The 14,020-nt window shown below is 45.6% G+C and carries 15 protein-coding genes; 7 read left to right on the top strand and 8 right to left on the bottom strand.

All coding sequences use genetic code 11. The features are described 5' to 3' along the window. The first annotated feature begins 57 nt into the window (after positions 1-57). Complete coding sequence (locus tag C9889_RS03825) at positions 58-1,374, top strand: cobyrinate a,c-diamide synthase (protein WP_129597308.1); 1,317 nt, start codon at positions 58-60, stop codon at positions 1,372-1,374. 2 nt (positions 1,375-1,376) lie between these two features. Here C9889_RS03825 and larE read toward each other — a convergent pair whose 3' ends face one another. Together larE and C9889_RS03815 are read right to left on the bottom strand one after the other, a co-directional pair. Continuing rightward, positions 1,377-2,174 carry an ATP-dependent sacrificial sulfur transferase LarE gene (gene larE / locus C9889_RS03820; RefSeq protein ID WP_225419972.1) on the bottom strand — a complete coding sequence of 266 codons (798 nt, stop codon included), beginning with the start codon at positions 2,172-2,174 and terminating at the stop codon, positions 1,377-1,379. A gap of 8 nt (positions 2,175-2,182) precedes the next feature. Beyond that, the gene (locus C9889_RS03815; RefSeq protein WP_129597304.1) at positions 2,183-2,908 is read right to left on the bottom strand and encodes a HesA/MoeB/ThiF family protein; all 726 of its coding nucleotides are present in this window, start codon (positions 2,906-2,908) and stop codon (positions 2,183-2,185) included. Between the two features lie 119 nt (positions 2,909-3,027). On the opposite strand from C9889_RS03815, the gene C9889_RS03810 reads away from it, so the two are divergent. From C9889_RS03810 to metX, 3 genes are all read left to right on the top strand, one after another. Then, entirely contained in the window at positions 3,028-3,363 is a 336-nt protein-coding gene (locus C9889_RS03810; RefSeq protein WP_129597302.1) for a transcriptional regulator, read from the top strand. Between the two features lie 319 nt (positions 3,364-3,682). After that, on the top strand, positions 3,683-4,987 hold the full coding sequence (locus tag C9889_RS03805) for an O-acetylhomoserine aminocarboxypropyltransferase/cysteine synthase family protein (protein ID WP_129597300.1): 1,305 nt from the start codon (positions 3,683-3,685) through the stop codon (positions 4,985-4,987). After that, positions 4,984-6,435, top strand: coding sequence for a homoserine O-acetyltransferase MetX (gene metX, locus C9889_RS03800; protein WP_129597298.1), 1,452 nt, complete (start codon positions 4,984-4,986; stop codon positions 6,433-6,435). The genes C9889_RS03805 and metX overlap by 4 nt, the downstream gene beginning before the upstream one ends. A 24-nt stretch (positions 6,436-6,459) precedes the next feature. On the opposite strand, the gene C9889_RS10345 is transcribed toward metX, so the two are convergent. The 5 genes from C9889_RS10345 to C9889_RS03780 all read right to left on the bottom strand — a co-directional run bounded on the left by C9889_RS10345 (position 6,460) and on the right by C9889_RS03780 (position 9,049). Beyond that, on the bottom strand, positions 6,460-7,041 hold the full coding sequence (locus tag C9889_RS10345; protein ID WP_225419971.1) for a DNA primase large subunit PriL: 582 nt from the start codon (positions 7,039-7,041) through the stop codon (positions 6,460-6,462). Next, the gene (locus C9889_RS10340; RefSeq protein ID WP_225419970.1) at positions 7,022-7,516 is read right to left on the bottom strand and encodes a hypothetical protein; all 495 of its coding nucleotides are present in this window, start codon (positions 7,514-7,516) and stop codon (positions 7,022-7,024) included. Before C9889_RS10340 ends, C9889_RS10345 begins: the two co-directional genes overlap by 20 nt. Before the next feature lie 3 nt (positions 7,517-7,519). Continuing rightward, the gene (locus C9889_RS03790; protein ID WP_129597297.1) at positions 7,520-8,257 is read right to left on the bottom strand and encodes a DNA polymerase sliding clamp; all 738 of its coding nucleotides are present in this window, start codon (positions 8,255-8,257) and stop codon (positions 7,520-7,522) included. Positions 8,258-8,340: 83 nt separating this feature from the next. Then, positions 8,341-8,655: a transcription factor S gene (locus C9889_RS03785; RefSeq protein ID WP_129597295.1), complete on the bottom strand. Its 315-nt coding sequence runs from the start codon at positions 8,653-8,655 to the stop codon at positions 8,341-8,343. After that, positions 8,633-9,049 carry an NUDIX domain-containing protein gene (locus C9889_RS03780; protein ID WP_129597293.1) on the bottom strand — a complete coding sequence of 139 codons (417 nt, stop codon included), beginning with the start codon at positions 9,047-9,049 and terminating at the stop codon, positions 8,633-8,635. The genes C9889_RS03785 and C9889_RS03780 overlap by 23 nt, the downstream gene beginning before the upstream one ends. A gap of 65 nt (positions 9,050-9,114) precedes the next feature. Between C9889_RS03780 and artA the strand changes: the two genes are divergently transcribed. Genes artA through C9889_RS03765 form a run of 3 tightly spaced genes read left to right on the top strand, consistent with a single transcriptional unit; the run spans position 9,115 to position 11,325 of the window. Then, complete coding sequence (gene artA / locus C9889_RS03775; RefSeq protein WP_129597291.1) at positions 9,115-9,936, top strand: archaeosortase A; 822 nt, start codon at positions 9,115-9,117, stop codon at positions 9,934-9,936. Further along, the gene (locus C9889_RS03770; RefSeq protein WP_129597289.1) at positions 9,937-10,638 is read left to right on the top strand and encodes a phosphatidylserine decarboxylase; all 702 of its coding nucleotides are present in this window, start codon (positions 9,937-9,939) and stop codon (positions 10,636-10,638) included. Between the two features lie 3 nt (positions 10,639-10,641). Beyond that, a complete protein-coding gene (locus tag C9889_RS03765; protein WP_129597287.1) occupies positions 10,642-11,325 on the top strand; it encodes an archaetidylserine synthase in 684 nt (227 codons plus the stop codon). Positions 11,326-11,350: 25 nt separating this feature from the next. Here C9889_RS03765 and clpB read toward each other — a convergent pair whose 3' ends face one another. Then, positions 11,351-13,960 (bottom strand): ATP-dependent chaperone ClpB, encoded by a 2,610-nt coding sequence (gene clpB / locus C9889_RS03760; protein ID WP_129597285.1) that lies wholly within the window; start codon positions 13,958-13,960, stop codon positions 11,351-11,353. Between the last annotated feature and the right edge of the window lie 60 nt (positions 13,961-14,020).

Raw genomic sequence — 14,020 nt, 5'->3', positions numbered from 1 at the left:
GTAACAGTGAAGCTTACTGCCCCATATTTTAAATACCAAATCAAACCAACTTGTCCCATGAAAAAATCAATAGTTATTGCAGGCACACACAGCGGAGTTGGTAAAACAACCGTTTCCATGGGTATCATGGCGGCCCTGACCCGTCGGGGAATGCACGTCCAGCCCTATAAGGTGGGGCCGGATTACATCGATCCCACTCATCATACCGCAATCTGTGGGAGGCCTTCAAGGAACCTTGATACGTTCATGATGGGTGAAGAAGGTGTCAGGCAGAGTTTTCATTGCAGTTATAATGATGCGGATATAGGGGTCGTTGAAGGCGTCATGGGTCTTTTTGACGGAATGAATTCCTCCGATCTTGCAAGTTCGGCTCATGTGGCCAAATCCCTGGGTGTTCCTGTGATCCTTGTAGTCAATGTGCACGGCATGTCCAGAAGTGCTGCGGCTCTCATCAAAGGCTACTCTGAATTTGACAGTGATGTACGTATCGATGGTGTGGTTCTCAACCGCGTGGGAAGTCCCAGACATGCTCAAATGATCAGGGATGCCCTGGGAGATGTGCCGGTAGTTGGTGCCCTGCCCCGTAACCAGGACCTGACCGTCCCTTCCCGCCATCTTGGTTTGCACATGGCTGATGAGCGGGATTATGATCTGGAAAAACTGGGTAATTTCATTGAAGAGAACATTGATCTGGATAGTGTGCTATCCCTGGCAAACGAACCTCTCCCGGCTGCCCCTGAGGAATGCATACCCGACAAGGAGGCCGATGTGACAATAGGCGTTGCAATGGACAGTGCTTTTTGTTTCTACTATCAGGACATGCTGGACTCTTTCCGCAGGTCCGGGGCTGAAATCAAATTCTTCAGTCCGCTTGAAGGTGAAATCCCTGATGTGGACGGCATGTACTTCGGAGGCGGGTATCCCGAACTCCACATAGCAGAACTTGAAAAGTCGCGGACAACTCACAAACTAAAGGACCTTTCAGCAGATGGGATGCCAATCTATGGGGAATGTGGCGGTCTGCAATATCTCTGCACATCCTATGAAATAGAGGACAGGGTCTATAAACTGGCTGATCTTTTTCCTGCCGAGACCGTCATGACGAAAAAATTGCAGGCACTGGGCTACACCAAAGGACATGCTAATTCCCCCATATTCAGGGGAGAAGTACGAGGTCATGAATTCCATTACTCTGTAACAGATTGTGCGTCTGACAGCCGCCTGGCTTACACTATGGAGCGTGGCAAAGGAATTGTTGATGGTATGGATGGTATCTATGAACACAATTCAGTGGCAAGTTACATGCATGCCCACCCCGGCTCATTCCCGGTAGATGATTTTGTGAACAGCTGTCGCAAGTACAAACAACGCTGATCTCAGGTCTCATCCATGCTGCCGCTTCTGTAACCTTTAAGGTCCAGGCAGACATGGGTGATCCCTGTAGTTTTCAGTTGTCTGACCAGTTCATCTTTTTTCAGGACAATTTTCGGTATTTGTTCTGCGGGGACCTCTATACGGGCAAGGGTTCCCCCGTCATGCAACCTCATCCGGCATTGTAAAAATCCCCTTCTGTGCAGAATATCTTCTCCCTGTTCAACTTTTCCAAGTTTTCCACGGTCCAGCATTTCGCCATAGGGTATACGTGAGGCCAGGCAGGCAGACGAAGGCAGGTCCCAAAAATCATATTTTTCCTGTCTGGCAATTTGCCTGATATCCGCTTTACTGATGCCTGCAGAAACGAATGGATGGAATATCCCTTCTTCCCTGCAAGCAGCAAGACCAGGTCGTAATGTATGTGTATCCGATACATTGGTTCCATCGGCAACAATTGTAAACCCAAGGGTAGATGCATATTTTCTTGCAGTATTTATGATCTTTTTTTTACAATGATAACATCTATCCTTTGAATTATTAAGTATGTCCTGGTATTTCAGGGGATTAAAATTCAGTACGTGAAATTCTAAACTGTTTTCATCTGCAATTTTTCTGGCACTGTTAACTGCACTCCTCGGGATAAGGGGTGAATCCAGAAGGATGCAGATGTAATCTTTTACCAGTACTTTCCTGGCCACAACTGCAAGCAGGCTGCTGTCCACACCACCGGAAAAAAGAATTGCCATGGGGCCGGTGTCTTTTATGATCCTTTCCAGTTCCTTTAACTTATTATCAGGCATGTTCTTCCTTAAAGATGGCCGCATTCAGGACAGTCTGACCTGCGACAGATTTTCATTTTCTCCAGTGTCCCATTTTTACCGTCCCACATAACAATGTGTCCGGTATGCAATCCCTCCTCATCAAGGAGGTACTTTATGGCCTCATTTGCCTGCATGGTTCCCACGACACCCGCAGTGCAACCGATGATTGGAAATACTTCTTTCGGGGGTTTTTCAGGGATCAGACATTCGATGCAGGGTGTTTTTCCCGGAATGACTGTGGTGAGTTGCCCGTGGAATCCATGGACGGCACCGTGGACCAGGGGTACTGATTGCCGGATTGCAGCCCTGTTGAGCAACATTCGTGTTTCATAGTTATCCAGTGCATCTATGATTATGTCTGCTCCCTGTATCAATTCATCTACGTTTTCAGCATTGATTTCTGTATTGAAAGCTTCCAGCCTGATACCGGGATTAAGTTCTGCAAGTTTTTCTTCAGCAGACTGGCTTTTGGATTTTCCTATATCCCGATGCCAGTGCAGTATTTGTCGGTTGAGATTGCTTCGTTCGACAGTGTCCTTATCGATAAACCGGATATGGCCTATACCGGCAACGGCAAGGTAATGCATAATTGGTGAACCCAGGCCGCCACAGCCGGCTACCAGTACGGTTGCATTTTTAAGTTTCTCCTGGCCATCTTCACCGAACATCATTATCTGGCGGCTGTACAGTTCTTTTTCAGTATCATCAAGCATCGGTTTTCCTCCAAAATTTTATTGTCGTTTCCTTTTTCATTTTCTGGTTATTTTGTATTCTATGTTTAATAGGTTTATTTCACAATAGTGATATACCTGTAGGTTAATATCAATAGAAAATGAAGCGTGAGAATATGAAAATTGAAACTCCGTGTCAGGTTGTGGTATGGGATGTCCTGCCTGCTATCAGGGCTGCCCTTGCAAAAGAACTGGTGGATAACGGTGTGACCCAGCAGGAAGTGGCCAGGCTTTTCGGGATGGCTCCTTCAGCGGTTTCCCAGTATCTTACTAAAAAAAGAGGTTACAGGATAGAATTTGATGACGAAATAAAAGTTTCCATAGCCAGTCTGGCGGTCGATATCCAGGAGGGTGTGGTTGATGATCTCTCTCACAGGTTCTGTGACATTTGCCGCCAGCTCAGGGCGGATGATGCCTGTCCTGCCGATCAGGAGTGACTTTACCTTTTTTTGTTTATTTCCCAAAAAGTATATCTATAAAGAAGGACAAATCACAATTGTTAATTCACCATTGTGAATTGCAGGCACCATATGGGTGCCTTTATCACCTCTTTATAATTTTCATCTGAAAAATCCATGCTATGTTTTTTCCGACTGGCGAAATTTCAAAAAAGGACTATCCGGGCGTTCCCGGGCGCTACCAGGGTATGGAAACTGAATACCTATGGCCTCAGCAGGGAAAAGATAGACTATCTTTCAGATGCATTTAAGGAAATAGCAGTAAAATATAACCTTAATGTCAATTGAGGTGTAAACAATGAGCAGATCAAATAATTATAATCCGGAGACCCTTTCCATACATGCAGGACAGGAACCGGATCCAACCACGGGTTCAAGGGCTGTTCCGATCTACCAGACAACAGCCTATGTCTTTGATGATACAGAACATGCGGCAAATCTTTTTGCCCTGAAGGAATTTGGCAATATTTACACTCGCCTGATGAATCCTACCAGCGATGTCTTTGAAAAAAGGATGGCTGCTATTGAAGGTGGTACTGGTTCCCTGGCTGTTTCCTCCGGAATGTCTGCCATTTCCCTTGCCCTGCTGACAATTACCCGTCTGGGTGATGAGATAGTGGCTGCTGATAATCTCTATGGTGGGACATACCAGTTATTCAATCATACCTTCCCCAAATTGGGACGGAGCACAACCTTTGTGGATTCCACTAATCCGGAAGCTTTCAGGCAGGCTATAAATGAGAATACACGGGCTGTGTATATCGAATCCATAGGAAATCCCAAACTCGATGTACCGGATTTTGAAGCAATTGCAGCCATTGCCCATGAGGCAGGCATGCCGCTGGTAGTGGACAATACTGTGGGTGTCGGACTTGTTAAACCCATTGAACACGGGGCCGATATAGTTGTCCTCTCCGCCACCAAGTATGTCTGTGGCCACGGTACTTCCCTGGGAGGTGTCATTATCGATTCAGGCAATTTCGACTGGGATAACGGCAAATTCCCTGAGTTCACAGAACCCGATCCGAGCTACCACGGTCTTGTGTACTGGGATGCGTTCAAGGATGTTCCGGAAATGGGTAACGTTGCTTTTGTCCTGAAGGCCCGGGTCCAGTGGTTAAGGGATTTGGGAGCAGCAGTAAGTCCTTTTAATTCGTTCCTTTTCCTGCAAGGACTGGAGACCCTTTTCTTGCGTGTGAAAAAGCATTCTGAAAATGCATTTGAGATCGCACGTTTTCTAAAAGACCATCCGAAAGTTGCATGGGTGAATTATCCGGGATTTGATGATCATATCAGTCATGAAAGGGCTGCAAGATATCTCAAAGGAGGTTTCGGACCGATAGTTGGATTCGGCATCAAGGGAGGACTTGAAGCCGGTAAACAATTCATTGAAAATCTTGAGCTGTTCTCCCATCTTGCCAATATCGGGGATGCAAAGAGCCTTGTTGTCCACCCCGCTTCCACCACCCATCAGCAGCTGACACCGGAAGAACAGGCAAGTACCAGTGTTACGCCTGATTACATCCGTTTGTCCATTGGTATCGAGGATGCAAAAGACCTGATAGCAGACCTTGACCAGGCGTTGAACGAGGTGGATGTATGACCGAAAGGTCCGTAGGTTATGTGGAAACAAAACATCATCGTCTAAAAGAACCCTTCCGGCTTGTGAGTGGTGATGAACTGGCAGAGGTTTCCATAGCTTATGAGACCTATGGCAAACTTAATTCTGATAAATCCAATGTAATTCTTATATGTCATGCGCTAACCGGGGATGCTCATGCTGCTGGCTGGCATGAAGAGGATAAAAAACCGGGCTGGTGGGATATTGTAATCGGGCCCGGGAAATCTTTTGATACCACTAAATATTTTGTAATATGCTCTAACGTCCTCGGGGGATGTAAGGGAACCACAGGCCCGGCCTCCACCAATTCCCAATCCGGTCTGCCGTATGGCCTGTCTTTTCCCCGTATCACTATTGAAGATATGGTAAACCTGCAACACACATTGCTTAATAATCTGGGTATTTCCGGCCTTTATGCCATAGCAGGGGGTTCCATGGGAGGCATGCAGGTTCTGCAGTGGACCGTTTCCTACCCGGATTTCATGAAAAAAGCCATTGTACTTGCATCCACGGCAATTTCCTCGCCCCAGCAGATTGCCTTTAATGAGGTTGCAAGACAGGCAATAATACGAGACCCCTACTGGAATGATGGGGATTATTATGGTGGGGAATTGCCCAAACAGGGCCTTTCCCTTGCACGCATGATCGGACACATCACTTACCTGAGCGATGATTCCATGCATGATAAGTTTGGGAGGGATATCAGGGAAAACGAAATGTTCCAGGTGGAGAGTTATCTACATCATCAGGGTGACACTTTTACCAGCCGTTTTGACCCTAATTCCTATCTCTATCTTACCGGAGCAGTTGACAATTTTGATCTAAGTAATGGTTTTTCCCTTGCAAAAAGTTTCAGCAATATAGAATCAGAATTTATGATTATTTCTATCTCTTCGGATTGGCTTTATCCTTCTTATCAGTCCGAGGAAATAGTTCAGGCGTTGGGTTCCAATGATATAAATGTGCAGTATCGTAAACTCATTTCCCATTTTGGTCATGATGCCTTTTTGCTAGAAAAAGGGCAATTAAATTATCTTCTATCCACTTTCCTGGGCCATCTTACTGTGGGAGATGTCATGTCGGAGGACGTGTCGACTCTCCATGAAGGGTGCACGCTGGAAGAGGCGGCGCAATTAATGATTTTGAAAAATGCAACACATATTCCGATTCTGGAAGCAAGTGGCCGTATTACTGGTATAGTAACTTCCTGGGATATCACAAGGGCTGTTGCCAACAAGATAAGTTCCATCGAAAAAATACTGTCACGGGATATTTTGACATCCCATCCCTATGAAAACCTTTCCAGTGCAGCTCTCATTATGGAAGATAATGCAATCTCGGCCCTTCCTGTGGTTGATGACAGAGGTTGTCTTGTAGGGATCCTTTCCAGTGATACTATCAGTGCAATGGTGGGAAGGGGTGCAAAATGAGACGAGTGCTGTGATTTATGCCAGTTACTCTGTCTCTTTCTTTTCTTTTGTATTTGCAGGCTTTTTTAATTTATTTTTATACCACATTTTCCTGCGATAATAGTTCAGGGGGTGATTGATTCTTTTGCAAAGTTCATCGGCTCCATGACAATTGCCGTAAGTCTTCATGGTACTGCATGAAGGAGGAGTATATTTTGTACCTGAGGAACCGGCAATATGTTCAATCTGGTATCGTGTTTTTTCTTCATCAAAATCCGGGGACACATTGAACATGTTGATTATATCATCCACTGTCATGCCGATACCTGTCAAAAAGGAAGTCATTGCAAAACGCATTGAATGAGCAAGGTTTACCCCCGTGCGAACATTATTGATGGCATGATTGATGCATGGGGGGAACAGTTTACTGTCTACTTCTCCTATCTGTCCACTTTCAATATCGCCTTTCTTTTGCTGGAGTAGTTCTTTCAATCTTGACAGTGCACCTGAACAATCGGTGCAGGTCTTTTCGGGAACTTTGAGAGGCAGGCTGTCATGAATACTTTTTTTAATTGCTTCCTGCAGCAATCGGGCAAAATCTTTTCTTTCAACAAAAAACGTTGCCATGTACCATTCTCTGGTTTATCAGTTTCCACTCAATTGCTTTGAGGGTTGTGGAATATTTCAAGAAATCCGCAAAATGTAAATGGAAGCCTCTTTCGTGCTGTTTGGCATGGATTCCGAATTCTTCTCCTATTTCCCTGAGAAAAAAATCTTCTCTCTCTAACAGCAGGGAATGTGCAGCTTCGGCTTCAGCATGAGAATATTTACGGTTGAGGTAGGAATCGTTCAGGCAGGATACGAGTATTCTTGCATAAGGGTAGGAAAGAAGTTCTGTGAGTACCCGTCCCTCATCTGTATTTGTAAGGGAGGGTTTGCTGATGCCCATGGTCAGAGACTGGATTAATCTTTCCTCGCCCCTGAGTCTGGCTGATTGGAACGCCCTTGAATTTATAAGGCGATCCAGATCAAAATCCAGTTCTCCGACATATTGCGAAGCGGCGGATGTAAAGGGGTACAGTGCAAGTTCTGCCCTTTCCATAATTTACTCAGACTCTATTCTGGGGGCCAGCAGATATCCGACCTTGCCCCTTCCTCCTGCAATTTCAAAATTGATTTTGATGGGGAAATCATTACCTATCTGGAGGGTTACCTCATTGGATTTTGAGGCAGGTTTTGCGATGTCAGAAAGGTAATCCAGGGAAAATAATGATCGTGCAGGTCCCGGAGTGATGCTTATCAGTTCATCACGGGGCATTTCCTGACGCATACGATCTGTGTCGCCTTCTGCTTCCAGGAAGAAGGTTTCTCCTTCAACTCCCATTGACATATGGTCACTTATTTTCTCGGCTGCTTTTATGGTCCTGCTGAATCCTTTACCGTTCACAACGATCTCTGCAGGCAGTTCAAGCTGTGGGATCCTGGGTTCTGCACGGATAGTGGATGGGTCAAGCAATGTAAGTGTATATAATATTCCGCCAATGCTTATGGAGAGTTTCCTGGAATCCTCTTCCAGTTTCATCTTCACTTTGTCCGTTTTTTCTGCGACACCCAATATGTCCAGTACTCTTGTAAGATCTAAGCCAATCTCGCTTTCCTCTGCCTGGTATTCATCAAAGGCATCAGCCTGAAGTTCAAAGCTGACCATGGCAACGTTGGCCGGGTCCACAGCTTTCACGCCGATACCTTCGGGTGAGATGTGTACTCGGGCTTCGTCAACCAATACAGATAATGATTCAATGGAATCTTTCAGAAGTGATGCATCAATTGTTGCCTCTAACATTTTGTCGCTCCGCCTGATTATTTTAAAATCTGAAAATCATTATACGCGACAGGTTATATAAGTTTTTATTTTGTCGGAGGATATCAGTCATATTCTCTCCAGGTGTAACTGCATTTTGTACATTTGAAAAACCTGGTCTCCGATTCATCTGCTGAACGTAGTTGTCGCATCCACCAGTATGCTTTGTTATTTCCACATTCCTGACACTGGGCAAGGGTTGTAGGTAACCCTTCATCGACATTTTCCTCAAGCACTGTAACCTCACGTTCATCACGTTTGGTTTTCGAAACAATGGTTTCTGCGCCTTCTTCCCTGCTTTTCTCATATCCACATTTGCGACACTTAAGGTCCCCGTCACTGGGAAACATCATACTCTTACATTTCGGACAAAATTCCATCAATATCATCTCCTGCATCATTTAGGATCCGCTGGTGGTCAAAAGCGAGCTCTGGCAGGTTGTTGGGATCAAAACATCCAACGTCTGCAGCATCTGTATCTGCCTTTGGTTCGCCTTTGCCTACTGCAAGGTAGGCCACGGATACTGTGTGGCCCCTGGGATCACGGGAAGGGTCTGAATATACACCAACCAATTTGAGTATTTCGATTAGAAGACCCGTTTCCTCCATTACTTCTCTCTTTACCGCTTCTTCTGTGGTTTCACCAATCTCTACAAAACCACCCGGCAGGGCAAACGACCCCCTGTAAGGTTCATTTTTCCTTTTAATAAGTACTATCTTCCCGTTTAATATGATTACGCCATCAACTGTTAGCAGGGGTGTTTTCGGTCTCATTCTGACAAAACCTTAATAGGATAGATACTATATTAAGATTGGATACTTATTAAGGTGCTTCCAAAATGACAGACTACATTTTATTGATAGCAATAGGATTAATGATTCTTTCAGTTATTCTTCCCGGTAAATTATCCTATCGTAAACTGATAGGTGCTTTTGGATGGATTACTTTTGGTGCGCACTGGGCTTACCAGCCAATCCATTACATGGAAATCAATGATTATTTCAATGTATTCCTTACAATAATGATTGCCTGCTTCTGTCTTATGATGGCTTACTCGATGGTAGATGAGTACAGATCAAAGACCCTGCCGGTTATGAATCTGGATATTACTTCAATGGTGACCAGCGCTACTGCAATAGGTTCGCTTTTCTATTTTCCTTTTGCCCAGCTGCCTTCACTTAATTACTGGATTATTGCTACTGTTACGGATAACATCACCTGGGTTCTTGGTCTTCTGGGCTATCAAGTTACTCAGGATTCCTGGAACCTGCTCTCCTACAACGGATATACAGTGGAGATTATCCTTGCCTGCACTGCTATTGAAAGTATTGCCCTTTTTAGCGGCCTTATCGTTTCTGTCAGGGCGCCCGCTTCTAAATTGTTCCAGGCATTTATGGTTTCAGTACCGGTTATTTATATACTGAATATTTTTCGTGATGTTTTTGTAATTATAGCTTATGGGGATCAATGGTTTGGAGCAGAAAGTTTTGAGATTGCCCACCATATGATTGCCAAGATGGGTTCAGCGGTAGCCCTCTTTGTAATTGGTTATGCTGTTTTGAAGATTCTTCCCCAACTCTTCGATCTGATTGATGGACTTGTGTCCCTTTCAAGGTTCAGGTTAAAGGACATTATTGAAAAAATTGCAGGAAACAGGTAAATGCTTGCAAAAGGTTCTCATAGCTGGGTCTTTACGGCCTCATTGCTCACAATTGCAATGGGATTTATGTATGTAACTTCGCGATTGCAGATATTTGACGTTCAATCAATGCAGGATGTGCCTCTGCTGGGCGGAAATACTTTCTTTTTGAGCCTGTTTTCCGGCTGGGAAATATTCCTCTACTCTACTTTTGGGTTTGGCTTGCTGACAGTATTTTTTGTTTTCTTTTTCCGTGATCCTAAGCGGGATTCCCCTCTCTGTAAAAGCTGTATCCTTGCCCCGGCCGATGGTAAAATTTCGGATATCAGGGGCCGTAAGGTTTGCATTTTCATGAACATTAATAATGTTCATGTAAATCGCGCTCCTTTTTGCGGTAAAGTTTTATCTGTAAAACACTTTAAAGGAAGCTATCTGCCGGCATTTACCAAGGATTCCTCACGCAATGAGAGAACAAATATCCTGCTGCAGACATCCGTTGGAAAAATTGAAGTAACCCAGATAGCTGGTTTCCTGGTGCGCCGGATAGTTACCTATGTGGAGGAAGGGGATGAAATCCTGCAGGGAGAAAAGATTGGAATGATACGGCTGGGGTCCCGGGTGGATGTTACTATCCCTGAAGGATTTGATATTTGTGTCAGTAAAGGGGATAAGGTGTATGCGGGCGATACCAAAATTGCAAAAACCCCACATCATGAGAGGTAATGGATGGATATCTTCAAGGACCTGGTCCTGCCGGACATAATGACATTAACAAACGCTGTTTTCGGACTTTTAGCTATCTTCGCAGCCTTTAGTGGACAGATTGAGCTGGGTTTTGTTTTTGTGCTGGTTGCAGCGGTAGCCGATGGGATGGATGGTTATCTGGCACGTACCATCAGTCAGGGTCCAATGGGGGAATATCTTGATTCCCTTGCAGATGCTGTTTCTTTCGGAGTGGCTCCTGCATGCCTGATCTTTTTAGGTATATCAGGTCCTCTGCGATATGCAGCGGGTGTTTTTGCCTGCATGTATCTGGTTTGTGGAATATTGCGGCTTGCCCGTTTCAACACTAAGAAAAAAACGATCCCGGATTTTGAAGGTTTGCCAATCACGGCTTCTGCTGTGGTTTTATCATCCTATGCCCTGCTTGCCCCCCAGTATATCTATAGCTGGGTAATCTTCGGCCTGGTCGTGCTGTTGTGCTATCTAATGATCAGTGATCATCCTTATCCCAAACTCCGCGGTCCCAAGGTCATGGGTGCTGTATCAATGCTATTTTTCTCAACAATACTGTCCTATTTCCTGCTCAATTCCTATATGTGGATATTCTCCACTATCCTGTTTCTGTCCCTGATGCTATATCTGGAATCTCCTATAATGAGAATTCCCAGACAGTATTATGAAAAATAAGTTAATTCAAAAAGAAAAAGGGAGATCATGTATGTTCTTCTCCCTTTCTGACCTCAAAGTTAAGACCACGCTCATCGGCATCGACAACAACAGTATCGGATTCCATTACCTCTCCACTGACAATACGTTTGCCTATCTCGGTTTCAAGTTCGTTCTGGATGACCCTTTTCAAAGGTCTTGCACCGTATGTCTCACTGTAGCCAGCATCCCCCAGGTATTTCTTCGCCCGGTCAGTGATTTCAAGATCGATCCTGCGCTCTTTGAGCCTCTGCACAAGGTCCTCTATCTTGATATCCACGATGTATGTCAGCTGGTCCTTGGTAAGGGCGCGGAATATTGCAATCTCGTCGATACGGTTGAGGAATTCCGGCCTGAAGTGTTTGGTGAGTTCGTTCATGGCCGTCTCCTGCATCTTGCTGTAGGCAACTCCTTCTTCCAGTTTGGAGATGGCGTAATCCACACAGATATTGGAGGTCATGATCACGATCGTATTTTTGAAATCCACAGTCCTGCCCTTTGAATCGGTCAATCTACCGTCATCGAGCAACTGGAGCATGATATTGAATACATCGTGATGGGCTTTTTCGATCTCATCAAACAGGACGACCGAATAGGGATTCCTGCGTACGGCTTCGGTAAGCTGGCCCCCTTCATCATGACCGATGTAGCCCGGCGGAGCACCGATAAGCCTTGCAACTGTGTGTTTTTCCATGTACTCGGACATATCAATGCGGATCATATGATCTTCGCTATCGAAAAGCTCAGTTGCAAGGGCTTTGGCGAGTTCGGTCTTACCCACACCGGTAGGTCCCAGGAAGATGAAACTGCCGATTGGCCGGCGGGGATCCTTTATTCCCGCCTGGGCACGGATCACAGCATCTGAAACGGCTTTTACTGCCTCGTTCTGGCCGATCACTCTTTCATGCAGGCGATCCTCCAGATGCACCAGTTTTTCCCTCTCTCCCTCCATGAGCTTGGTTACCGGGATTCTGGTCCACTCGCTTACTACATGTGCAATATCTTCCTCGTCCACCTCTTCCTTGAGAAGCATATTGGTTTGCTTTTCCTTCAGACGATTTTCCTCTTCCTCGTATTCATGCTGGAGGGGGACAAGAGTGCCGTATTTCAGGCGGGATGCCTTTTCAAAATCGCCTTCTGTCTCTGCCAGTTCCAGCTGGGTCTTGGTATCATCTATCTGCTCTTTGATGCTGTTCAGTTTTGCAATGGTAGCCTTCTCGTTTTCCCAGCGAGTGCGCATTGCGTCGGATTCGGCCCGGATTTCTGAGATCTCTTTCTCCAGGTTCTGCATCCTTTCCTTTGAAGCAGCATCCTTTTCTTTTTTCAGGGCTTCCTTCTCGATCTCAAGTTGCATCAGTTTCCTGTCTGCTTCATCCAGGCTGGCCGGTTTGCTGTCGATGGCAGTCTTGACCTTCGATGCTGCCTCATCCAGCAGGTCTATGGCTTTGTCAGGCAGGAACCTGTCCGAGATATACCGGTCACTCAACACGGCGGCTGCAACCAGGGCACTGTCCTTGAGCCGTACTCCGTGATGGACTTCATATTTCTCTTTCAGCCCTCTCAGGATAGAGATTGTGTTTTCCACATCCGGTGCATTCACCATCACTGGCATGAACCTGCGCTCCAGGGCTGCATCCTTCTCGATGTATTTCCGGTATTCATCAAGGGTAGTTGCACCTATACAGTGCAGTTCTCCCCTGGCCAGCATAGGTTTGAGCAGGTTGCCTGCATCCATTGCACCTTCAGTGGCTCCTGCTCCTACAATGGTATGCAATTCATCGATGAACAGTATAATCTGGCCTTCGGATTCGGCCACTTCCTTCAGGACTGCCTTGAGCCTTTCCTCAAATTCTCCCCGGAATTTGGCTCCTGCTACAAGGGATCCCATATCCAGAGCCACAATACGTTTGTTCTTCATTGCATCGGGGACATCCTTTTTTGCAATACGCTGTGCCAGTCCTTCTACAATGGCAGTCTTACCCACACCTGCCTCTCCGATAAGTACCGGGTTATTCTTCCTGCGGCGGGACAGTATTTCTATCGTATGCCTGATCTCATGATCCCTGCCGATTACCGGGTCAAGTTTTCCCTGGTTGGCAAGTTCTGTAAAATCTATGCCGTATTTTTCCAGAGGTTCATATGTATCCTCCGGGTTTTCTGATGTCACTCTGCGATTCCCCCTGATTTCCTTGATCGCCTGGTTCAGACGCTCTTCATCTGCCCCGAATTCCTCGAGCAGTTCCTTACTGTAGCTGCCCCTTTCCCGGGCCAGGGCTACCAGTATATGCTCTACACTGGTATATTCATCATTCATCTTACTCGCAAGGGATGCAGCATTATCCAGTACCCGGATGGCTTTCTGGGTGAAGTAAACATTCTCGCTTCCCGGACCTGATACCTGCCCAAGCCCTGACATGTGTTTTTCGAGTTGTTCTTTTACCATTGCACTGGAAATGTTCATCTTGTCGAGCAAAGAAGGCACAAGTCCTTCCCTTTGTTCCAGAAGAGAAAGGAATAGATGCTCCGAATCAATCTGCTGATGATAATATCTTGCAGCAATGGTTCGGGAATTTTGTATTGCCTCCTGGGCTTTCTGTGTGAAATTATTCAGGTCCATACTGATCCTCCATTATTCAATTCAATATTTCAGGGCTTTATACTTTTGGAGTGCTTTTCT

Origin of the sequence: Methanohalophilus profundi, assembly GCF_004137855.1 — an archaeon.
GTDB lineage: Archaea > Halobacteriota > Methanosarcinia > Methanosarcinales > Methanosarcinaceae > Methanohalophilus > Methanohalophilus profundi.
This window is presented reverse-complemented; position numbering and strand designations above follow the sequence as displayed.